The organism is Nocardia sp. NPDC051787 (assembly GCF_040681325.1).
Taxonomy (GTDB): Bacteria; Actinomycetota; Actinomycetes; order Mycobacteriales; family Mycobacteriaceae; genus Nocardia.
In genome coordinates this window covers 56,342-78,314 of sequence record NZ_JBFAYO010000007.1, presented here as the reverse complement: position 1 = coordinate 78,314, position 21,973 = coordinate 56,342, and the positions used below count along the sequence as shown (strand labels likewise).

Here is a 21,973-nt window from a genome sequence, read left to right as displayed (position 1 = left end):
CCCGCGGTGACGGTCAGGGAGTAAGCGGTTGAATGTCGTCCGCGATCAGTGCCGTCACCGCTTTCGGGGCGGCATTGCAGCTCGCCTGCCGGGGAGCAAGAGCCCGGGTGCGGACGGTGACGCGCCAGCGACGGCCATCGCGATGGGTGACGATCGCGGCGCCCGCGATAGTCGCTTCGGCCGAGGTCGGCTCGGACTCGACGGTCAGATCGTCCACGCGAGCGGAAATCCGTTCGCGCACGGCGATTTCCGCGACCTGCTCGATCGGCCGGTAGCAGCTGCGGCCACGCAGGCCGGTCATCGAAACCTCACCACGACGGGCTGCCTCGACCATATCCGCGGCGGCCGCGGCGTTGAGGCGACCGTAGGTCAGGCCTTGGGGCAAGAGCACCATCGCGGGTGCGAACCGGTGCCCGCCGGTATGCGAACACTCCCAGACCCGCCCCGGATATCTCTGTGCCAGATCCGCGGCGATGGGGCGGCCCAGGAGGGCGCAGCACTGGTCGCGCTTGCCGTGGGCGCACACCAGGACCAGCGGATCGCGCACCGGCACACCGATTCCCGGCGGCGGACCGTTCAGCAGCTGTAGGTCGAGCTCGAGCAGCTGGGTCAGGTCGGTGATCTCGAGACGCTCGCACCATGGCTCCGCGCGGCCCGAGCTGGCGAGCAGAACCGTTCGGGTGCCGGTGAATTCCCTGCGACCGGGGCGGCGGATCAGCGTCGGGCGGACGTGCGCCGCCGCCGTGCGAGCCGCCAGTTCGGCGGTGATCTCCGGCCCGAGCACTTCGTCCCCGAGCACGTCCCGGCCCCAGGCGCCCGGGTGCTCCACACACAGCCAACCGGTGACGCGGGTCGCGGTACCCGGCAACGGAACATCGACCGCCGCGGCGGCCGAACAGAGCATGCCCTCGAAGCCACTCATCGGCACCCGGCACACCCCGCGGGCCTCTGACGCGGCGCGCCCACGAGGTCGAGGATGGCTACGCCCGCCCTTCTCGACGCGAATCCACCGCTGAGCAGGGAGTCGACCCTCGCCCGGGCACGGAAATGCTGTTCATCGGACAACAGCGGACGGTCGTACGCGGACATTCCCTCACTCTAGGATCCGGACGCCGCACACCCCCGGATGGGGCACGGAGAACGTTCAGCCTGCCAGGAACGGCCGAACGGCCGCCGCGAACTCCCGGTAACGATCGCGGTGGATGCTGTGGCCGCAGGTGAACGTGGTCACCGTGCAGTCCGGGATGCCGGCCCGCAGGACGTCCAGCTTCGCCGGATCGACCATGCCGCCGGGACCGCCGCACAGCACCAGTGTGGGCGCGGTGATATCGGAGAGCCGGTCCCACCACTCCGGGTTCGGCTTGCGGAACTGTTCCAGCGCGGTCTTCGTCATGGAGCGGTCGAACGCGAGCACCGCGCGGGGGTGCCGGACCAGACTGGAGGTGGCGTGCCACAGCTCGGGGACGGTGGGAAAGCGCCGGGTCAGGCGCAGTTCCTCGGCGCCGGACTGCAACGGAAGCGGGCATTCTTCGATGACCAGCCTGTGCGCCAGCTCCGGCCGCTCCTGTGCGACGCACGACACCGCGTAGCCGCCGAGCGAATGCCCGACCAGATCCACCGCGGGCAGCTCCAGTTCGTCGCACAGCCGCAGCAGATCGGCGCCGAAGTCGTCGAACCGGTAGGAATCGGTATGTGAGCTACGGCCGTGTCCACGGAGATCGGGGATGATCACGCGGCGCCCGGACTGCACCAGCACACGGGCGAACCGGTCCCAGGTGTGTCCGTCACCGCCCATGCCGTGCACCAGCATCACGGGAATGTCGCTCACCGCGCCGATGCCCGAATCCCGATAGGCGATCCGCACGTCTCCGAATGCCACTTGGCCTACCGTCAGATCCACGACCAACGAGAATACTGGTCGTCCACAGTGACCCGCCCAGTGTTACCTGGATCACTCGAAATGACCGCGGTGCAGCGCTAGCCGAGGAGCGTGTTCCGGATATCGCGAACCGCCCTGTTCGAAGCGACGCGTAAATGCCTGGCGGGGCGCGGAACTCGGGAGAATACTCGCCGCATGCCATCCTTCGCCGATTTCGACCGTCGTAACTATCGCACCGTCGACGTGGCCACCGGGTACGACGGATGGGCACCGACCTACGAGCAGACAGTGCTCGACGAGATGGATCTCGCGCTGCTGGGACGACTGCGACTGGATTTCGGCGACGTGCGGCGCGCGGCCGACCTGGGCTGCGGCTCCGGGCGAACCGGAAGCTGGCTGCGGGAACGCGGGATCGCGCACATCGACGGGGTCGACGTGAGCCAGGGAATGCTGGCATTGGCCGCCGAACGCGGGGCGCACACCACGCTGAGCAGAGCGGACGTGCGGGCCACCGGACTACCGGATGGCGCCTACGACCTGGTAATCGCCTCGTTGATCGACGAGCACCTGCCGGAATTGGCGCCGTTCTACGCCGAAGCCCGGCGCCTCGCCGCACCTGGCGCACGATTCGTATCGATCAGCTACCACCCGCAATTCATCATGGTGTCCGGAATGCCGACGCACTACACCGGCGTCTCCGGTGAGCCGGTCGCGATCGACACCCACCTGCACCTGATCAGCGAGCACCTGTCGGCGGGTCTGGCCGCGAACTGGGTCCTGACCGAGGTCGCCGAAGCGCTGATCGACGACGCGTGGCTGGCACGCAAGCCGAAATGGGCTGATCTGCGCGGACATCCGTTCACCCTGGCGACGGTCTGGTCGCGCCCGGTGTGAGCTTGACCTGGAGTGCACTCCAGCACTTAGTGTGCGCTGATACAGGGTTGTCCAGTACAAGGGAATCGCTTCATGGAGCTCGGTTTTCACCTACCCATATTCGACATCGACGGCGGGACCACCGCCATCGCCGGTGAGCTGGCCAGAGTAGGCGCCGCGGCGGAGGAGTCCGGTGCGACCTGGTTGTCGTTCATGGACCATTACTTCCAGATAGAGCCGACCGGCCTGCCAGCGGAGTCGAACATGTTGGAGGGCTACACCACGCTCGGCTACTTGGCCGCGCACACCTCCCGCGTCGACCTCGGCCTGCTCGTCACCGGCGTGACCTACCGGCACCCTGGCCTGCTCGCCAAGATCGTCACCACACTCGACGTCCTGTCGGGCGGCCGGGCGGTGCTGGGTCTCGGCGCGGCGTGGTTCGAGCGCGAGCACCGCGGGCTCGGCGTGCCGTTCCCACCGGTCGCCGAACGGTTCGAGCGGCTGGAGGAGACGCTGCGCATCTGCCGGCAGATGTGGGACCCGCACGACAACGGAGCATTCGACGGCACGTACTACCAGCTGGCCGAGACGCTCTGCTCGCCGCAGCCGATCAATCGACCCAAGGTGCTCATCGGCGGCGGCGGGGAGCGCAAGACGCTGCGGCTGGTCGCGCAATATGGCGACGCCTGCAATCTGTTCGGCTCCGCACCCGCGGATGTCGAGCACAAGCTCGACGTATTGCGACGGCATTGCGACGACGTCGGCCGGGACTACGACCGGATTCGCAAGACGATCGTCGCGAACAACCCGCGGCCGAGCCCGGACACCCGCGACGAGTTCGTCCGGCAGATGGCCGACTACGCCAAGCTCGGCGTGCACACCGTCATCGTCGTCCCGGCCACCGGCTCGCCGGCCGCTTGGATCGACGGCATGGCACCGGCCGTCCGGCAGCTCGCCGAGCTCGGCTAGCACGCTCAGTCGTAAAGCCCTTCGACGCGCCAGGTTTCGTCGTGGTAGACCAGCAAGACCACCCGGCTGTCCGCCGGGGCGCCGTCGAGCTGAACCTGGGCGCGGGCGGTGAATTCGGCGTCGTCCGAATCCGGCGCCCACCACCGTTCGTCCACCGGCCACGGCCCGGCCCAACCGGTCAACCGCCACTGTTTGCTTCCCCAGCGCAGCAGGGTGGGGTCGGCGTCGAACATGGCGCGGTCGGTGACCTTGACGAGAGCGCCGTCGGCGGCCTCCAACCGCACCAGCGGACGATTCAGCAGGATCACGGCGGGGGCGGGCTCGGGTAGCCGGCCCGGCCAGGGTTGTGCGGGGTCGGTCGCGGGGACGAGTTCGTCACCCAGCGCGACCATGGTGATGCGCTCCGCGGGTCCGCGTCCGCCGCTGAGCACGCCCACCCGCACCGCTTCCCCGCCGAGCAGGCCCTGCACCCGCACCAGCGCGCGGCGGGCGCGCTCGTCCTCCTCGCCGACCCCGCCCCACAACCCGAGTTGCAGCGCACCCGCCGCGACCACCTCGACGGGTTCCAGCCGCAGCACGATGATCGGCGCGGTGGGCCGCGCGCCGTCCCGCCGGGTGAGCCAACCGTCCAGCTGCCAGCGCACCCGGTCCGCCGCGCCCTCCGGCGTCAGCGGCTCGGCGCACCGCCAGATCCGCGAAAGAAGCCCTCCCGCAGCGGTTTCCGCGAATACGGAGAGCCTGGTGCAGGCCAGCCCGGCATCCGCGAGTGCGGTGTGCAGCCGGGTGGCGAGCAGGCGACCGGCGAAGGCGGCGGCATCGACCCGCTCGATCGGCGGATCGCAACGGTACTCCACCACCAGATCCGGTGGTGGCCGCCGCGCGGACGGTGGACGCTCCGGTTCGGCCCTGGCACAGCGATGCGCGAGCACGGCGTCGGCGCCGAACCGGGAGGTGACCTCCGAGGAGGACAGCGCGGCGAAATCACCGATTCGCCGCAACCCCAAGCGATGCAACAGGTCGACCAGGTCGGCGCGCTCTGGCGCGGCCAAGCTCGGTTCGATCGCGAGTTCCCCCACCGGCAGCGGGGCGAGGAACCGCGCTCCCCCGCCCGCGGGCACGATCGCGGCACGGCGAGCGGCGATCACCGCCGTGGACAGCTCATCGGCGATCCCGATCTGCGCCTCCGCCCCGGCCACGGCCACCGCGTCGACCAGACGCTCGGCCGCGGCCTCCTCGGAGCCGAAGAACCGTGCCGCGCCGCGTGCGCCGAGCACGAGCAGTCCGGGTCGCAACACCTCCACGCCGGGCATCGTCGCGGCCACCGCGGCGACCACCGGCTCGAACAATCGCGCGTCCCGATCCGGATCATCCTGTGCGAGAAAGAGTTCGGGACACCGCGCCTGCGCCTCCCTGCGTCGCAGCCCGCGGCGCACCCCCTCGGTTCGCGCGATCGCCGAACACGCCACGACCCGGTTGGCGAACAGCACCGCCACCGGCCGCGTCGCGGGAAGTCCCGCCATCGCCGCCGCGGCGACCGCGGGCCAATCCGGACACCACAGGGCGAGCACCCGCTTCGGTCTCCGCCGAGTCACGGTGCCGCACCACCACTCATGACACCGCCTCCTGCGTGTCGACGGCTTCGACTGGCCGCGTCGACTTTTCGCGCAGCACCCATTCGACGCGCCCCGCGTTCGGGCACAGGTCCAGCCGTCCGCGCCGGGGCGGTCCCGTCTTTCCGCGCACCTCGACCGTCAAGCCGAGCGACCGCAGTCGCCCGCGCCCGCGGCCCAGACCGGCGTAACCCGCGATGCGGGCGTCGAGGTGGAGGGACGCTCCCGGCCAGCGGCCGTCGGCGACCACGAGGGTGGCGCCTTTGGCGCGGGCGCGGGCCGCGATGACCCTGCCGCGGGCGGACCGAACGGCGCCGCCGCCGAGCCCGAGCACGACCAGGTCGAGCCCGTCGAGCAGCACCGCGGCCACCTCCACCGGGTCGGGGCCGGGGTCGGCGATCACGGCGAGCCGCCGCAGCTGCGCTCCCATCTCCACCGCGGCGAGCAATCCGAGCCGGGGCATTCCGACCACCGCGGCATGCCCACCCTCCTCGGTCACCGCGGCGAGCAACCCGGCCAGCAGCGAACTCGCCCCCGAGTACGCCACCACAGATCCCTTGACCAAGACACCATCGGGCAACAATGGCGCGAGCGCGGCGGGCACCGGCAACGCCCCGATGCGCCGCCCGGCGTCCAACTGGCCGTGCCGCGCCGTGCCCGATTCCCCGCGCCCAGGTACCGCGGCTATCCGTCTGCGCAGTTCAGCCAGCGATGGAGGGTTCTCCCGACCATCGCCACGCGGCAGCGCACCCCCCTCCTGCGATATCGCATCCGAACCCATCTCAACCACCTACTTCCACGATGGACCCGAGGCGAAGCATGCGGAGCAGCCCGCACGATTCGAGCAGCAGCACCGATCCAGCTATCGATCTGTCTCGAATATACGTTCGATACCGACCCAGTAGAAACCGACCCCCGGGTTTCGTCAAGAACCGCGCCCGTGTCGCGCCGAACGGTTGCCGGACGTGATCACGGGAACCGGTCCCGCGATCAGCATGCGCAGGTCGACCGACCAGCCGTCGGCGTCGACCCGAACCCCGTTCCGCACGCCGCTTCGCCATCTGTGTTCCCCGGCCGCGGTCCAGCGGCCCGCTCACGGCAAGGTGCTGCATGAACCGCGATCCCGACGATGCCCGTCCGCGCATCGAAGCCGCCCACACCCGCCGCCGACAATCAGAACCGGACTCGATCAGCACGCGCTGCAAACGCACCGACTGATTTCGCAAGTACATGGGTAACTCACCGGGTACGCCCAGAACTCGCGCGGCACCCAACGCAGGACCTGAACGCAAATCGCATGGCACTCGCTAGTACGGCCTAAAGACGCGGAGAGGCGGAGGAGCGGGGGAGTCCAGCTAGCCGTATTTTCCGCTACCCTGCACCCGTGACCGAACGCGCTCGTCCTACTGTCGGCCCTCAATACCTCGTCGCAGGCCGCTACCGTCTCCAGTCGAAGCTGGGTGGCGGTGGCATGGGCGCGGTCTGGCTGGCACACGACCGGCTGCTCGACCGGGACGTCGCGATCAAACAGGTTCTCACCACGGCCGGACTCGACGAGGCGGAGGCCAACGCGGTTCGCAACCAGATCATGCACGAGGGCCGGGTCGCCGCGAAACTCTCGCACGATCACGCGATCGCCGTGTACGACGTGGTGCTCGAGGCCGGTGAACCCTGGCTGGTGATGGAGCACCTACCCTCGCGCAGCGTCGCCAAGGCGCTCGCACTGGTCGACACGCTGCCGCCGATCGAGGTCGCGCAGATCGGCGCGCAGGTCGCCGACGCGCTCGCGGCCGCGCACGCGGTGGGCATCGTGCACCGGGATATCAAGCCGGGCAACATCCTTGTCGCCGATCGCGGTCCCGGCGTCGGCATGGCCAAAATCAGCGACTTCGGCATTTCCCGCGGCGCGGGCGAGGTGTCCGACGAACCGGACGGCGTGATCACCGGCACCCCCTCCTACCTGCCTCCGGAAGTGGCACGCGGCGCGGAGCCGACCAAGGCAAGCGATGTGTTCTCGCTCGGCGCCACGCTCTACACCGCGATCGAGGGCCAGCCTCCGTTCGGTTTCCACGAGGACAGCGACGTTGTCGTGCAGCGCGCCGCCATGGCGCAGATCATCCCGCCGAGCCGCAGCGGCGTGCTCACGCAGGCGCTGCTGCACATGATGGAGCCCGCCCCGCAGCGCCGCCCGACCATGGCCGAGGCGCGGGACGAAATCCTCACGGCCGCTTTCGGTCCCGGTACCGGACCGTACATCATCGGCGCGCCCGTCCGCACCGAGGACGGAACCATCCCGTCCTGGGCGGCGCGCAATTCGGCATCGGGCATCCGCAGCCCGCACTCCACGCCGCTGCCCCGCCCGCACCGCAACCACGCCGGGGCGAGGGCAGCCACGCCGGTTCAGCGCGCCAGAACTCCTCAGCCGAGCAACGCCCCGCTGGCCATCGCCGTCGGCTTGCTCATCGGTCTGATCATCATCATCGCGATCATCGTCGCCGTCCTCTGACGCGCCCTCGCACCCCTGACGGGCGCAAGCTGGTACTCGGCCTCGCACGGATGTGGCGAAGAGCGGTCAATCGATACGGCGGCGATGTGCCCAGCGAGTCAGGGCGTTGCGATTGGATTGCTGGGTTTTCCGCAGCACATTGGAGGCGTGGGTCTCCACGGTCTTGACCGAAATGAACAGGGATTCGGCGATCTCCCGGTAGGTGTAGCCGCGGGCGAGCAGGCGCAGCACCTCCAGTTCGCGCGGGGTCAGCGAGTCCAGTTCGGGATCCAGCGGCGGCTCGGGCACCGGGGACTTTCCGGTGAACGAGTCCAGCACGAACCCGGCCAGCCGCGGACTGAACACCGCGTCGCCGCTGGCCACCCGGCGAATGCCGTCGGCCAGCTCGGATCCCGAAATCGTCTTGGTCACATAGCCTCTGGCCCCGGCCCGGATCACCGCGATCACGTCCTCGGCCGCATCGGACACGCTCAGCGCCAGACACACCGGCCCCGGCTCGATACCGGACAGCACCGCGACCCCGCCACCGTCGGGCATGTGCACATCGAGCAGGACGACATCCGGGCGCGCCGCATTGATCCCGGCGACCGCCTCGGCCACGCCACCGGCCTCACCGACCACCTCCATGTCGGCCTCCCGGCTCAACTCCACGCGCACCCCCGACCGAAAAACGGCATGATCATCGACGAGAAAGACTCGCGTAAGCGTCACTCGCCCGCCTCTCCGCGTCTTCAGGCCGTACCAGTCGGGTGGCACAGGATTTGCGTTCTGCCTTGCCACCTTAACTGTCCGTTGGACATCGTCACCTTCCAGGGCGCGCCGGTTGTTCCCGCATCGGCACCGGTTCAGGCATGGCAGCGGCGGCCGGCGAATCCTGGGATGTGGCGGTGGCATTCGCATCGCAATCCTGGCCACCGGAATCGCTGCGGGGCATGATGATTCGCACCTCCGTGCCGCGGCCGGGGGCGGACAGGATCTCCACTTGGCCGCCGCGGCGCTCGATCCGCCCGCGGATGGACTTGGCCAGGCCCCGGCGATCCTCCGGCACGGACGCGAGGTCGAATCCGTCGCCGCGGTCGCGGACGAAAACGCTCACCTGGTGCGGCTCGGTCTCGGCGAACAGGTCGATCTCCGGGACACCCGCATGCTTCGCGGCGTTGACCAGCGCTTCCCGGCTCGCGCCGAGCAGCGCGGTGAAATGTTCCTTGGGCAAACCCACCCCGGAGCCGTCGACGTCCATCGATACGTCCCCCACGGTCACCGGCGCCACCTTCACCCCGTGCTGGTCCTCCACCTCGCCCGCGATGGTGCGCAGGGCCGCGGCCAGACTCGACTGGGCCGGACCGGAATCCTCGAACAGCCATTTGCGCAGCTCCCGCTCCTGGCTGCGGGCCAGCCGCACCACCTCCTGCGGGTCGTCGGCCTGCCGCTGGATGAGGGCGAGCGTCTGGAGCACGGAGTCGTGCAGGTGGGAGGCGATCTCCTCGCGTTCCTCGTTGCGGATGCGCGCGGCACGCTCGGCGTTCAGCGCGCGCATCATGCGCAGCCACAGCGGAACCGTCAGCAATCCCGCGCCGATCAGCGTAACCGCCACCGCGAGCAACGCCGACCCGAGCGAACTCAGATCGATCCTGGCCAGCACCACCACACCGAGGCCGACCACGATCAGCGTCGCTCCGGCGACGATGCGCGACCAGGTCACCACCGACGGCCGCGCGGGCAGCCCGAGCAACGAGCGCGGGCCGTCGACGTCGTATTCCCGCCACACCAGCGCCGCGCCGACCGCGACCACGACGATCGGCGCGATCACCTTGGCCGCCGTGCCGCTGAACACCCACGACACGGCGACCGCGAGCCCGAGCCCGAGCAGGGCGAGCCCGATCGCCTGCCGCCGTTCCGCGCCGGAGGGCTTCGCCTGGTCCGAGCCACCCGGCGTGAATATCCACAGCAACCCATACGCGGCGATGCCCGCCCCCGCCAGCGCGGACAGCAACACGAACGCCATCCGCACCTTGAACACGTCGACGCCGAGGTGATCGGCCAGGCCACCCGCCACCCCGCCGACGATCCGTCCGCCCGATCGGCGCACCATCCGCGCCTGCGGCAGTTCCGGGACCAACGCGGGCGCGGGACCGCGGGCAGCGTCGAACCCCCGAGTGTCGAACGCGGGAACAGACGGGTACATGCCTTCGATACTGGCACGACCACCCGACGGCCAGCCATCGGGAATCACCCTGATCTCACCCATGGGCACCACGCTGATCAGGACCGAAGCTGGTCGTACCGACTCCGCCGCCCGTTCCCGGCAGCGTGCCGTTCCACGGTGTTCGCCGTCCGGGGCAGCACCCGTGCGACAAGTCCGCCAAGAGGTAGATCAGTGCACTGACCAGGGGCCAGGGGACGACAAGGTCGGTCCAAAGTGTCCCCGATATTTTTCAGGGTTCCCCCCGATGTGCCGACGCACGGGTCGGGCCCACCATGGAAAACATGACGAAAACCAGCTTCGGCGATCAGCTCCAGCAGATGTGGCAGACGCGGCCGGTGCGATTGCCGCGGCAGGGCCCGATCGCGGGCGTCGCGGCAGGGTTCGCGCGGCGCTACGACATCGACCCGGTGCTGGTTCGCGTCGCGTTCGTGGTCTCGACGATCTTCGGCGGCGCGGGCATCGTGCTCTACCTGCTGGCCTGGCTGCTGCTGAGCGCGGCGGGCGACCAGGTGTCAGCGGCCGAGTCGCTGGTCGGTAAGGGACACAGTTCACAGTCGCAGACCAAGAGCATCGTGTTGATCGTGGCGCTGGCCATCGCGGTCAGCACGATGGGTCCGGTCGGCGTCGGTCTCGGCGGGTCCGGCCTGATCAGCCTCGCGCTGATGCTGGCGGGCTGGTGGATGCTGCACATGCGCACGCCCGCGCCGCCGCCGGGCACCACCGAAGCGTTCGGCGGGTTCGCCCCGGACGGCGGGATCACCGCCACCGGCTACCCCGGCGCGGTCTTCCCGCCGGTAGCGCCCCGGACCGTCGGCGACATGTACGTACCACCGAGCGCCATGTACACGCCGTACACCAAACTCCCGGATTCGTATGTCCCGGAAACGCCGGTCCGAACGGATGGCGACGCCGAGCCGGTTCTGCTGGACAAGGGAATGGCCGACCAGCAGGGCGACACCGCGACCGTAGTGCTCGACAAATCCGCGGTGAGCCCACCTCCTGATCAGGCCGGACCTACCGAATCGGATACCGCGCAGACCGGACCGGCCGCAGCTGGCAGCGGGAAGAGCAGCGACCGAGCCGACCTGGCCCCGTCCACCGGCGCCGGTTCCGCACCGGCCGAGTCACCGACCGCCGGCCCCATCTCGCTCGGCGAAGACTTCGCCGACACCGCGACCGGCACGAACCGTCCCGCGGCGGCGCACCCCGCGATCGTCGGGGGCGCAATCCCTCCGTCCTGGGATCCGCTCGGCGTCGCCCCGCTGGCCTGGGACCTTCCGGAACCTGCGCCCGTCCGTACCGCCGTGGCGCCACCGGCGAAGCGCCCGCGCTCGCGGCTGACCCCGGTGGTCATCGGCCTGGCCATCCTCGCGGCCGCCGGCGCGGGCGCGGCGGCGGCCTCGGGTGCGGAGTGGATGACGCCGGGCCGGATCGGCGCGGCAGCGCTGGCGGTGATCGGGCTCGGCCTGGTGCTCGGCGCTTTCCTGCACCGCGGCTACGGCCTGCTGGTGCTCACCGCGCCACTCGCCGGATTCGTACTGCTCGCCTCCGCCGTCGGCCCGATCGAGTTCGACCGCGGCGCGATGGGCGACCACATCTGGGCGCCGACCTCCGCCGCCGACCTGGCGCCGCAGTACAAGGTGACCATGGGCTCCGGCACGCTGGACCTGCGTTCGCTGAAACTGACCGAGAACCGCGCCGTGAACATCGACGCCGACATGGCCGAAGTCCGCGTACTGCTGCCCGCGGACCTGACGGTCCGCACCCACTGCACGGCATCCATGGCCGAAGCCATCTGCGACAACGGCATCAGCGGCCCGAACACACCTGGGGCGCCGGTGCTCGACTTGAACGTCGACGTCCGGTTCGGAAACGTGGAGGTGCGCCGTGGCTGAGACCGGCAAGAACAACACCGGCGAATCCCGCCGCGGCCCGGCCGCCTCGCTGCTCATCGCTGGACTGCTGGCCCTCGCGGTGAGCGTGCTGGGCTTCATCGGTCCCGCGTCCTGGCCCGCGGCCAGCATGCTCCCGCTCGGTTGGATCGTGGTGCTCGCCGCGATCGTCATCGGCATCCTGCTGGTGATCTCCCCGCGTAAACGATCGTGATCATCCGGCCGCTACGAATGGCCCGCCGACACGGACAGACCTTTTCGCGAAGCGTGTGAGGCGCACGCAGCCGAACCCCACTGCCCATTGTCGTTGCACGACAGGAGTACCGATGAAGCCCGACCAGAACGGCGCTCAGGCCGAGCCCGCCGCCAGACCCACACCACCCGATCCACGCGGCAGACCGCACCTCTGCACCACCAACGGAACGCTCTTGGGCCACTTGGTCCTGCACAGCGCCACTTGGCACCGGCCGCGCTGACCCGTTCACACCGCGGCAGTGGGTGTGCAGAGCTGCTCGGGAATGTGAAGGCGCGGAATTACTCCCACTCGATGGTGCCCGGCGGCTTGCTGGTCACGTCCAGGACTACGCGGTTGACTTCGGCCACCTCGTTGGTGATCCGGGTGGAGATGCGTTCGAGCACGTCATAGGGCAGACGGGTCCAGTCGGCGGTCATCGCGTCCTCGCTGGAAACCGGGCGCAGCACGATGGGGTGGCCATAGGTGCGGCCGTCGCCCTGCACGCCGACGCTGCGGACATCCGCCAGCAGCACGACCGGGCACTGCCAGATCTGACCGTCCAGGCCCGCCGCGGTCAGCTCCTCGCGAGCGATGGCGTCGGCGCGGCGCAAGGTCTCCAGGCGGTCCGCGGTGACCTCACCGACGATCCGGATGGCGAGACCCGGGCCCGGGAACGGTTGGCGGGCAACGATTTCCTCCGGCAGGCCGAGCTCGCGGCCCACGGCCCGAACCTCGTCCTTGAACAGCAAGCGCAGCGGCTCGACCAGTTCGAACTCCAGGTCTTCTGGCAGCCCGCCGACATTGTGGTGGCTCTTGATGTTCGCGGTGCCGCTGCCGCCGCCGGACTCCACGACGTCCGGATACAGCGTGCCCTGCACCAGGAACTCGACCTTCGGCGTCGCGCCGTCCGCGTCGCTGTGCTCGAGCACCACCTCGCCCACCGCGTCCTCGAAGGACCGGATGAATTCCCGTCCGATGATCTTGCGCTTCTCCTCGGGATCGGTGACGCCCTTCAACTCGCCGAGGAACTTGTCCACCGCGTCGACGGTCACCAGCTTGGCGCCGGTCGCGGCGACGAAATCCCGCTGCACCTGCTCGCGCTCCCCCGCCCTCAGCAGGCCGTGGTCGACGAAGACGCAGGTCAACCGGTCACCGATGGCACGCTGCACCAGCGCGGCGGCGACCGCGCTGTCCACCCCACCGGACAGCCCGCAGATCGCGTGCCCGTCACCGACCTGCTCGCGCACCGAGGCGATGAGCGACTCGGCAATGTTCGCCGGGGTCCATGTCGATGGAATGCCCGCGAGCTCGTGCAGGAACCGGCTCAGTACCTGCTGACCGTGCGGCGAGTGCAGCACCTCGGGGTGGTACTGCACACCCGCCAGGCGGCGCGCGCGGTCCTCGAACGCGGCGACCGGCGCGCCCGCGGTGGTGCCGGTGACCTCGAAGCCCTCCGGCGCGTCGGTGACCGCATCGCCGTGGCTCATCCATACCGGCTGGATGGTGGGCAGGCCGCCGTGCAGCAACCCGCCGTCGATGTTGAGTTCGGTGCGGCCGTACTCGCGCGTGCCGGTGTGGGCGACCGTGCCGCCCAGCGCCTGCGCCATCGCCTGGAAGCCATAGCAGATGCCGAACACCGGCAGTCCCAGCTCGAACAGCCGTGGGTCCAGCTGCGGTGCGCCCTCGGTGTACACGCTGGCCGGACCGCCGGAGAGAATCACCGCGAGCGGCTGCTTCTCCGCGATCTCCTCCACCGTCGTGGTGTGCGGAACCACCTCGGAGAACACGCTCGACTCGCGAACCCGCCGTGCGATCAGCTGCGCGTACTGAGCTCCGAAGTCGACGACGAGGACCGGTCTCTGGGTTTGTGCCACCCACACAGTTTAGTGAGCGGCGAAACGACCGAATCATCGGCACAGCGTCCGCGCGCACGACCGAGTCGGCCGACCGAATCGTCCCGCGAACCCCCGCCGCGCTGGTTATCCTTCTGCTCGTGCCCTTCGCCCGCGCGATCGATGCCCACATCCACTACGAGGACAGCGGCGGGGACGGCCCGGTGGTACTGCTGGCGCACGAGTTCTTCATGGACCGCACCATGTTCGCCGCCCAAATGGCCGCGCTCGCACCGGAATTCCGGATCGTCTCCTGGGACGCACGCGGCCACGGCCGCACCAGGGACGAGGGCCTACCGTTCACCTATTGGACCGCCGCGCGCGACGCGCTGACCGTGCTCGATCACCTCGGCGCCGAACAGGCCGTGGTCGGCGGCACCGCGCAGGGCGGCTTCACCGCACTGCGCACCGCGCTGATCGCGCCGGAACGGGTCTCCGCGCTGATCCTGATCAGCACCGAAGCGCACGGCCCCACTCCCGAGCAGTCCACCGCCACCCAGAAGTTCCTCGAACAGTGGTACGACGACGGCTCCCGCGAACGGGCCGCGCGTCAACTGGCCTCCTGGCTGATCGGCGACGACGAGTGGTATCGCACGATCTGGACCCAGCGCTGGCTGGTGCGTGACCGGCGTGGCATCGAAGCCGCCGCGGGCTGCCTGCTCAGCCGGGATTCGGTGCTGGACCGGCTCCGCGAAATCACCTGCCCCGCCTTGGTGATCCACCCCACCGACAGCGGAATGGACCGCGAGCGCGCCCGGCAACTGGCCCGCGGCTTGTCCGGCGCCACCTTCGTCGAGATCGCCAACGCGCGACTCGCGGTGACGATGACCCATCCGGAGCCGATCAACCACGCGATCCAGCAGTTCCTGCGCACCAGGACGAAGCCGGCCCGCAAGACGAAAGCGACCCGGGCGCGGTGAACCCGCCACGCGAGTCGGGCGCGAGTCTTACGAGCGCCGTTCGTGGCGCTGCAAATCAAGCACGAACGCTGAGCCCGACCTTCTGGAACTCCTTCAGATCCGAGTAACCGGCCTTGGCCATCGAACGCCGCAGGCCACCAACGAGATTCAGCGTGCCGAACGGATCGTCCGAGGGACCGTAGAGTACGCGCTCCAGGGTCGGGCGCACGCTGCCGCCCTCCGGCTCGCCGCCGAGGTCCCACGGATCGTCCACGTGCAGCAGCGAACCGCGCGGCACCGAAGGATGCGCGGCCGCCGACGGCCAGTACCAGCCACGGCCCGGCGCCTCCGCGGCCACGGCGAGCGGCACACCGAGCATCGCGGCGTCCGCCCCGCATGCGATCGCCTTCGCCAGCTGGCCGGACGTGGCGATGTCCCCGTCGGCGATGACGTGCACGTAGCGGCCACCGGTCTCGTCCAGGTAGTCGCGGCGGGCGGCGGCGGCATCCGCGATCGCGGTCGCCATCGGCACACCGATGCCGAGTACCTCGCCGGTGGTGGTCGCACCGGGGTAGGAGCCGTAACCGACGATCACGCCCGCCGCGCCGGTGCGCATCAGGTGCAGCGCGGTGCGGTGATCGCTCACGCCGCCTGCGACCACCGGCACGTCCAGCTCGGCGATGAAGGTCTTGAGGTTCAGCGGTTCACCGTCGCCGACATGCTCGGCGGAGATGATCGTGCCGTGCACCACCAGCAGGTCGATGCCCGCCTGCAACAGCGCCGGGGTGAGAGTCCGCGCGTTCTGTGGGCTCACCCGCACCGCGACCGTGACACCGGCCGCACGGACCTGCGCGACCGCGGCGGCGAGCAGATCCGGCTGCATCGGCGCGGCGTGCAATTCTTGGAGCATCGCCACGGCGCGCTCGTAGCCGCCCTTGCCGACGAGTTCGAGCAACTGGTCGATCTTCGCGGAGACGTCCGCGTGCCGCGCCCACAGGCCCTCACCGTTGATCACGCCGAGCCCGCCGAGGCGGCCCAACTCGATGGCGAACTCCGGCGACACCAGCGCGTCGGTCGGATGCGCGAGGCACGGGATCTCGAAGCGGTAGGCATCCAGCTGCCAGGACAGCGACACCTGCTTCGACGAGCGGGTCCGGCGCGAGGGGACGATGTCGACGTCGTCCAGCTCGTAGGTACGCCGGGCGGTCCGGCCCATGCCGATCTCCACCATGTCGCGCACGCATATCTCCTTAATGTTTCTGCCGCGCATGCGGCGCTGCGCATTCGCGGCCCTCGGTGGCTTCGTTTCCGAGCGGCCGAGACCGCGACTGCCGTCGCATGCGCTCCGGCCGCTCGAACGCGAGCTGGGCCGTCTTCGTTTTGTCGCAGCGCCACTGGCGCTACGTGTTCGCGCCCCTGTGGCTCGCGCAGAGCGGGGCGAATTCGCGCGTGCGCTTCGCCGCACTCCGACGCGGCCGGGCCACGAACGGACGCTCGTAGGACTCGCACCTCCGGTGGTCACGGGGCGGGCCGAGCGGACCGCTGCCGCGCGGCCGGCTCGGTTACCGAAGCCCACGAGCAGCTCAATCATGCACGGACCGGTTGGTCCTGTACATGAACGTAGCGGGCTAGCCGCGTCCGGTGTAGTTAGGGGCCTCGACGGTCATGGTGATGTCGTGCGGGTGGCTCTCCTTGAGACCCGCCGCGGTGATCTGCACGAACTGCGCGTCCTGCAGATGCGCGATCGACTGCGAACCGGTGTAGCCCATGGCGGCGCGCAGCCCACCGACCAGCTGGTGGATGACCTGGTTGACCGGCCCGCGGAACGGCACCCGGCCCTCGATGCCCTCCGGCACCAGCTTGTCCTCGGCAAGCACGTCGTCCTGGAAGTAACGGTCCTTGGAGAACGACTTGGCCTGCCCGCGGCCCTGCATGGCGCCCAGCGAGCCCATGCCGCGGTAGCTCTTGAACTGCTTACCGCCGACCAGGATCAGTTCACCCGGCGATTCGGCGGTACCTGCGAGCAACGAGCCCAGCATCACGGTGGACGCGCCCGCGGCGATGGCCTTGGCGATATCGCCGGAGAACTGGATGCCGCCGTCGGCGATCACCGGGACACCCGCGGCCTTGCACGCCGCGACCGCCTCCAGGATCGCGGTGATCTGCGGCGCGCCGACGCCGGCGACGACGCGGGTGGTGCAGATGGAGCCGGGGCCGACACCGACCTTGACCGCGTCCGCGCCCGCCTCGACCAGGGCCGCCGCGCCCGCCCGGGTGGCCACGTTGCCGCCGACCACCTGGATCCGGTCGCCGACCTCTGTCTTCACCTTGGTCACCATCTGCAGCACCTGCGCCTGGTGACCGTGCGCGGTGTCCACCACGAGCACGTCGACGCCCGCGTCGGCGAGCGTCATGGCGCGCGACCACGCGTCCTCGCCGACGCCGACCGCGGCGCCGACCAGCAGGCGGCCGTCGCGGTCCTTGGTGGCGTTCGGGTACTGATCGGTCTTGACGAAGTCCTTGACGGTGATGAGCCCGCGCAGCCGTCCGTTGCCGTCGACGATCGGGAGCTTCTCCACCTTGTGCCTGCGCAGCAGACCGAGCGCGGCCTCGGCGGTCACGCCCTCCTGCGCGGTGATCAGCGGGGCCTTGGTCATCACATCGGCGACACGGCGGTCCTGGTCCACCTCGAAACGCATGTCGCGATTGGTGATGATGCCCACAAGCGCGCCGGTCTCGTCCACCACGGGAAGCCCGGAGATGCGGAACCTGGCGCACATCGCGTCGACCTCGGCGAGGGTGTCGGTCGGACGGCAGGTGACCGGGTCGGTGACCATGCCCGCCTCGGACCGCTTGACCGTCTCCACCTGGGATGCCTGGTCGGCTGCCGAAAGGTTGCGGTGCAACACGCCCATGCCGCCCGCGCGGGCCATCGCGATGGCCATCCGCGCCTCGGTCACCGTGTCCATGGCCGAGCTGACCAGTGGGGTGCGCAGCCGGATCTCCCGGGTCAACAGGCTGGAAGTCTCCACGGAACTGGGGATCAGATCCGACGCGGCAGGCAGCAGCAGCACATCGTCGAACGTGAGGCCGAGCATGGCGATCTTGTTCGGATCGTCGCCACCCGTAGGAGGGCGGACTGCGATTCGTTCGCCCGATACGGGATTACTCATTCGGATCGACCCCTCCTGGACGTCGATAGCGACCGGCGCCGGACGAACCGGCGTCGGGACGGCTGATGGGATGGACGGTGGCGTTCGGCGGCGGTGCTGTCGGGACCCGCCGTAGCCATTGCTCCATGGTATCGGTCCGGTGAACTCGCCGACGAAGTGAGGCCACCACCGAAACTGGCAGGCCGCATCGCTGGCGCAGATGGGCCTGTTCTGCGTACCGTGGGGATGTGCGCGACCATCTACCACCTGGCTTGCCGCCGGATCCATTCGCCGGAGACCCCTCCGACCCGTCGGCCGCGCTCGATGCCATCGAGCCCGGCGAACCGCTGGATCCCCACGAGCGCCTTGCGGTCGAGGAGGATCTCGCCGACCTCGCGGTGTACGAGGCACTGCTGGCCCACCGCGGTATCCGCGGACTCGTGGTCAGCTGCGAAGACTGCAGGCAGGACCACTACCACGACTGGGACATGTTGCGCGCCAACTTGCTGCAGCTGCTGGTCGACGGCACGGTCCGCCCGCACGAGCCCGCCTACGACCCGACACCCGAGGCGTATGTCACCTGGGACTACTGCCGTGGCTACGCGGACGCCTCGATGAACGAGGCCTTCCACGGCGACGGGTTCGACGGATTCGACAGCTGAGACAGCTCTCCCCACAGACGAACGCGGCCCACTGGAGGCTCGCGTACCCGATGCTTGCCACTGTGATTTTCGACGCACACGATCACGGTGGTAGGCGGATGGCCCGTCGTCGGCAGACCGCCGCGCCGATAGTCGAACAGACAGAAAACCGACCACCGGATGGCGATCGGTTCATGTCTTTTTCGAGAGTTCTTCGGTTCAGCGACCGGGCGGGAACGTACCCGGGTTGATGGGGGCGTTGGGCACGACGACAGTCGGAGGCGTGTAGTTGGTCGGGGTCTGTACCCGCGTGGGAGGCAGCGGCGCCGTCGGAGGACCCCCGGTGTCCGCCGTCGGTTGCACGACGGTTGGCGGGTCCACGTCCGTTGTCGGCGCGGTGGGCGGCTGCTGGGCCGGGGTGGTGGGTTCCACGGTGACCTGCGGCGGCGTGGTCGCCGCAGGCGGCACGGTGGTCATGGGCGGCACGGTGGTCGGCGCACCGCCGCCGTTCGGCGCGGTGACCTCCGGCGACAGCGTCGGCTTGCCGGACTGTTCCACCGGCGGCTGCAGGATCGTCGTGCCGGTGCCGCCGGTCGCCGGATTGGGCCGCGTGGTCGCGCTGTTGCCCTGGGTCGCCCGCGGGTCGGTGGTCTTCGGCGCCGTCGACTCGAGCTGGTCGGCCAGCTCCGGCGAGTACTTGCGCAGCTCGGCGAGCAAACGCTGCCACTCGGTCATCAGTTCGCTACGCTTCTCCGGGTCGCTGACCTGATCGGCAGTCTCCCTGGCCCGCTCCAGACGCTCCTTCGCCTGCGTCGGGTTCTGCGAGACCAGCGCCGACGCCTGACTCAGATCGTTGTCGGCCCGCTGCACCACGGTCGTCTGGGCCTGCTCACTGAACACGACCTCCTTGACCCGCCACAGCGGATCGCCCGGCTCAGCGTTGTACGAGAACGCTGTCATGCCGCCGATGACCAGGGCCAGTGCCGCCGCGGTGCCCATGATCGGGCGAAGTAGCCGTAGCCGCCCACCGGTGTGTGCCCCGATGCGAGCCTGCCGCGCGCCGATCTCCTGGTTGACCGCGGCCACGATCGCGTCCAGATCCGGCTCCGCGGGCATCGGCGGGGCGACCAGCTCCGCCCGCCAATCCGCGAGCAGCGTCGCGAGCTGATACTCCTCGGCGCTGTCGGTGTGCACCGGACCATCGCTGGCGATGGCGTCGATCAGAGCATCGTCGCGGCGTACCGCGGCGATGTCGACCGGGCCGCTGTCACCGGACGCCTCGGCGTAGGGACCGCTGTTCCGCGATCCAAGCCGCGCCTTCCAGTCACCCCGACCGCGCTCGCCATCCCTAGCCATACATTTCACCTGCCCTCGCCACTTGTGACTTGAGTTTCGCGAGTGCCCTGTGTTGGGCGACCCGTATCGCACCCGCCGTACTGCCCACGGCGACTGCGGTTTCTTCCGCTGACAAACCCATGACCAAGCGCAGGATCAAGATCTCCCGATGCTTCTCAGGAAGCGTCGCGAGCAGACGGTTCATCTGCCTGCTCGTCTCGGACTCGAGAGCTCGTTGTTCCGGTCCCTGGTCGGTGGATATGACATCTGGTACTTCGGCCATCGCCTCCGCCTTGTTACGGGCGGCGTTGCGATGCGCGTCGGCGACCTTGTGCGAAGCGATCCCGTACACGAAGGCCATGAAGGGCCTGCCCTGGTCTTGATACCTGGGCAAGGCGGTCATCACAGCCAGGCAAACCTCCTGCGCAACGTCGTCCGCGGAGAGCTGCCCACGCTCCGCGGCTCCGATCCGCGCGCGGCAGTAGCGCACCACCAGCGGGCGGATCATCCCGAGTACTTGAGCTAAAGCGGATCTGTCGCCCTGCGCAGCGGCAGCGACGGCGAGGTCCAACTCTTCGCCCGTGTGCGTCATCGTCAGAGATATTCCTGGCGTTACAAGTGGCACGGTCCGGTGACGACCAGTGCTTCCACCGAAGGGGCGGAACGGATCTAACAATAGCGACCCGTTGGCGGGAACTTGGCAACACGGTGTTCTCCGTGATCATCTGCCAGCTACCAAGGGGAACGCAGTGCCCCGCCGCGGCGAGCGACGATCGCGGCGCACTCGTCCGCTTCCGCCGCGGCGCCTTCGACGCCGAGTCCGGCACGAAGCATGGCGCAAGCCCAGCGCAACGGAAGCAGGTCGTGCGCGCGACACTGTCCGACGACCTCCTCGCTCAACGCGACCGATCGCTCGCGCGCGTCGCACGCCGCGGCGGCCGCGGCGACCAGCAGGCGGGACTTGACCTGATGCCGCACCGAGGGCGTGCGCTCGGCCAGTTCCAGCGCGGCCGCCGCATGCGTGGCCGCGGACCCGGAATCGCCTGCCGCCAAAGCCGTTTCCGCGGACACCCAGTGCAGCCGGACCGCGGGACGCCAGCTGGTCCGGTGCCGGCGCGCCGCCGCCGCGCTGCGCCGCAGCAGCCGATCGGCGAGCGCGAGCCGTCCGGTGCCGAGCGCGTCGGCGGCGAGTCCGGTGAGTGCGTCGCAGATGGCGTCGCCGCGGCTGGGACGGTAGGGGGCGTCGGGGGCGCTCCCGGTCGCGACGGCTTCGGTTGCGGCGTCGGTCGCGAGGATCAGCGCGGCGGCCCGTCCGTCCAACGCCGAGGCACGCTCGTGCCAGCCGAGCTGGCGCAGAAAAGATCCTTCCGCACTTCCCGCCAGTGAGAGGAGCACTGGGTCGGCGCTGTGGTTGCATACTTTGCGCAATTCGACCCTGGCCGCGGCGTAGCGCCCCTGGCCACCGAGAACCACCGCGCGATACCACCAACCAAGCGCATCCGATGCGGGCGGCAACTCGGTGGCGGCACGACCGGGATCGGCCCCGAAGGCGGCCTCGGCGAGGACAACGAGACGAGGATCTCCGAGTGGAGCGGGCGCGAACACGGGCGCACTCTATCCCGTGCCGGACCAGGGACGGTCCAACGGAAAGGCCGCCAGCAGCCCGCTGGCAACCTCTCAGCATTTCGGTCGCGCGCCCATGTTGCCATTAGGTAAATCTCGCTCCGGCAATCGCCGAGCGCCCGCCCCGGGAATTCATGCGTGTTTCGTGTAATTAACCCGCCCGCCCCGTTTCCGCCATCTCCGATCCGCACGACGCGAACGCCCGAGGGGCAGCGGTGATCGCCGCCATACGGCCGACATCGGCACCCAGGGCGCCGCTAG

At 69.6% G+C, this 21,973-nt stretch carries 20 protein-coding genes; 7 read left to right on the top strand and 13 right to left on the bottom strand.

Going from position 1 to position 21,973, the window contains the following annotated elements:
• Nucleotides 1–13: 13 nt before the first annotated feature.
• On the bottom strand, nucleotides 14–922 hold the full coding sequence (locus AB0M45_RS09755; protein ID WP_364325099.1) for a sucrase ferredoxin: 909 nt from the start codon (nucleotides 920–922) through the stop codon (nucleotides 14–16).
• A gap of 222 nt (nucleotides 923–1,144) precedes the next feature.
• Nucleotides 1,145–1,900, bottom strand: a complete 756-nt coding sequence (locus tag AB0M45_RS09750; RefSeq protein WP_364325096.1) for an alpha/beta hydrolase — start codon at nucleotides 1,898–1,900, stop codon at nucleotides 1,145–1,147.
• A 174-nt stretch (nucleotides 1,901–2,074) separates the two neighbouring features.
• Here AB0M45_RS09750 and AB0M45_RS09745 point away from each other — a divergent pair, with 174 nt between their 5' ends.
• Nucleotides 2,075–2,773 (top strand): class I SAM-dependent methyltransferase, encoded by a 699-nt coding sequence (locus AB0M45_RS09745; RefSeq protein ID WP_364325093.1) that lies wholly within the window; start codon nucleotides 2,075–2,077, stop codon nucleotides 2,771–2,773.
• A 72-nt stretch (nucleotides 2,774–2,845) separates the two neighbouring features.
• Nucleotides 2,846–3,721 carry an LLM class F420-dependent oxidoreductase gene (locus AB0M45_RS09740; RefSeq protein ID WP_364325090.1) on the top strand — a complete coding sequence of 292 codons (876 nt, stop codon included), beginning with the start codon at nucleotides 2,846–2,848 and terminating at the stop codon, nucleotides 3,719–3,721.
• 5 nt (nucleotides 3,722–3,726) lie between these two features.
• On the opposite strand, the gene AB0M45_RS09735 is transcribed toward AB0M45_RS09740, so the two are convergent.
• The 3 genes from AB0M45_RS09735 to AB0M45_RS09725 all read right to left on the bottom strand — a co-directional run bounded on the left by AB0M45_RS09735 (nucleotide 3,727) and on the right by AB0M45_RS09725 (nucleotide 6,379).
• Nucleotides 3,727–5,241: a DNA polymerase Y family protein gene (locus AB0M45_RS09735; protein WP_364325564.1), complete on the bottom strand. Its 1,515-nt coding sequence runs from the start codon at nucleotides 5,239–5,241 to the stop codon at nucleotides 3,727–3,729.
• Between the two features lie 88 nt (nucleotides 5,242–5,329).
• Nucleotides 5,330–6,112, bottom strand: a complete 783-nt coding sequence (locus AB0M45_RS09730; RefSeq protein WP_364325088.1) for a hypothetical protein — start codon at nucleotides 6,110–6,112, stop codon at nucleotides 5,330–5,332.
• A 144-nt stretch (nucleotides 6,113–6,256) separates the two neighbouring features.
• Nucleotides 6,257–6,379, bottom strand: coding sequence for a hypothetical protein (locus tag AB0M45_RS09725; RefSeq protein ID WP_364325087.1), 123 nt, complete (start codon nucleotides 6,377–6,379; stop codon nucleotides 6,257–6,259).
• Nucleotides 6,380–6,715: 336 nt separating this feature from the next.
• Between AB0M45_RS09725 and AB0M45_RS09720 the strand changes: the two genes are divergently transcribed.
• The gene (locus AB0M45_RS09720) at nucleotides 6,716–7,837 is read left to right on the top strand and encodes a serine/threonine-protein kinase (protein ID WP_364325084.1); all 1,122 of its coding nucleotides are present in this window, start codon (nucleotides 6,716–6,718) and stop codon (nucleotides 7,835–7,837) included.
• 66 nt (nucleotides 7,838–7,903) lie between these two features.
• Here the strand turns inward: AB0M45_RS09720 and AB0M45_RS09715 are convergent, their stop codons facing one another.
• Entirely contained in the window at nucleotides 7,904–8,548 is a 645-nt protein-coding gene (locus AB0M45_RS09715) for a response regulator transcription factor (protein ID WP_364325081.1), read from the bottom strand.
• Nucleotides 8,549–8,639: 91 nt separating this feature from the next.
• Complete coding sequence (locus AB0M45_RS09710) at nucleotides 8,640–9,929, bottom strand: PspC domain-containing protein (protein ID WP_364325561.1); 1,290 nt, start codon at nucleotides 9,927–9,929, stop codon at nucleotides 8,640–8,642.
• A gap of 395 nt (nucleotides 9,930–10,324) precedes the next feature.
• Here AB0M45_RS09710 and AB0M45_RS09705 point away from each other — a divergent pair, with 395 nt between their 5' ends.
• Together AB0M45_RS09705 and AB0M45_RS09700 are read left to right on the top strand one after the other, a co-directional pair.
• Complete coding sequence (locus AB0M45_RS09705; RefSeq protein ID WP_364325078.1) at nucleotides 10,325–11,938, top strand: PspC domain-containing protein; 1,614 nt, start codon at nucleotides 10,325–10,327, stop codon at nucleotides 11,936–11,938.
• Complete coding sequence (locus tag AB0M45_RS09700) at nucleotides 11,931–12,149, top strand: hypothetical protein (protein ID WP_364325075.1); 219 nt, start codon at nucleotides 11,931–11,933, stop codon at nucleotides 12,147–12,149. Before AB0M45_RS09705 ends, AB0M45_RS09700 begins: the two co-directional genes overlap by 8 nt.
• A gap of 320 nt (nucleotides 12,150–12,469) precedes the next feature.
• On the opposite strand, the gene guaA is transcribed toward AB0M45_RS09700, so the two are convergent.
• A complete protein-coding gene (gene guaA, locus AB0M45_RS09695; protein WP_364325072.1) occupies nucleotides 12,470–14,044 on the bottom strand; it encodes a glutamine-hydrolyzing GMP synthase in 1,575 nt (524 codons plus the stop codon).
• A 119-nt stretch (nucleotides 14,045–14,163) separates the two neighbouring features.
• Here guaA and AB0M45_RS09690 point away from each other — a divergent pair, with 119 nt between their 5' ends.
• Nucleotides 14,164–14,982 (top strand): alpha/beta fold hydrolase, encoded by an 819-nt coding sequence (locus AB0M45_RS09690; protein WP_364325069.1) that lies wholly within the window; start codon nucleotides 14,164–14,166, stop codon nucleotides 14,980–14,982.
• A gap of 55 nt (nucleotides 14,983–15,037) precedes the next feature.
• Here AB0M45_RS09690 and AB0M45_RS09685 read toward each other — a convergent pair whose 3' ends face one another.
• Together AB0M45_RS09685 and guaB are read right to left on the bottom strand one after the other, a co-directional pair.
• Nucleotides 15,038–16,201, bottom strand: coding sequence for a GuaB3 family IMP dehydrogenase-related protein (locus tag AB0M45_RS09685; RefSeq protein WP_364325066.1), 1,164 nt, complete (start codon nucleotides 16,199–16,201; stop codon nucleotides 15,038–15,040).
• Nucleotides 16,202–16,589: 388 nt separating this feature from the next.
• Nucleotides 16,590–18,134 (bottom strand): IMP dehydrogenase, encoded by a 1,545-nt coding sequence (gene guaB, locus AB0M45_RS09680; protein WP_364325063.1) that lies wholly within the window; start codon nucleotides 18,132–18,134, stop codon nucleotides 16,590–16,592.
• Nucleotides 18,135–18,361: 227 nt separating this feature from the next.
• On the opposite strand from guaB, the gene AB0M45_RS09675 reads away from it, so the two are divergent.
• Nucleotides 18,362–18,775, top strand: coding sequence for a DUF5319 domain-containing protein (locus tag AB0M45_RS09675; RefSeq protein WP_011207424.1), 414 nt, complete (start codon nucleotides 18,362–18,364; stop codon nucleotides 18,773–18,775).
• 198 nt (nucleotides 18,776–18,973) lie between these two features.
• Here AB0M45_RS09675 and AB0M45_RS09670 read toward each other — a convergent pair whose 3' ends face one another.
• The 3 genes from AB0M45_RS09670 to AB0M45_RS09660 form a co-directional block, all read right to left on the bottom strand.
• Nucleotides 18,974–20,110 carry an anti-sigma-D factor RsdA gene (locus AB0M45_RS09670; protein WP_364325059.1) on the bottom strand — a complete coding sequence of 379 codons (1,137 nt, stop codon included), beginning with the start codon at nucleotides 20,108–20,110 and terminating at the stop codon, nucleotides 18,974–18,976.
• On the bottom strand, nucleotides 20,103–20,681 hold the full coding sequence (locus AB0M45_RS09665) for a sigma-70 family RNA polymerase sigma factor (protein WP_195128916.1): 579 nt from the start codon (nucleotides 20,679–20,681) through the stop codon (nucleotides 20,103–20,105). The genes AB0M45_RS09670 and AB0M45_RS09665 overlap by 8 nt, the downstream gene beginning before the upstream one ends.
• A gap of 140 nt (nucleotides 20,682–20,821) precedes the next feature.
• Complete coding sequence (locus AB0M45_RS09660; RefSeq protein WP_364325056.1) at nucleotides 20,822–21,694, bottom strand: hypothetical protein; 873 nt, start codon at nucleotides 21,692–21,694, stop codon at nucleotides 20,822–20,824.
• Between the last annotated feature and the right edge of the window lie 279 nt (nucleotides 21,695–21,973).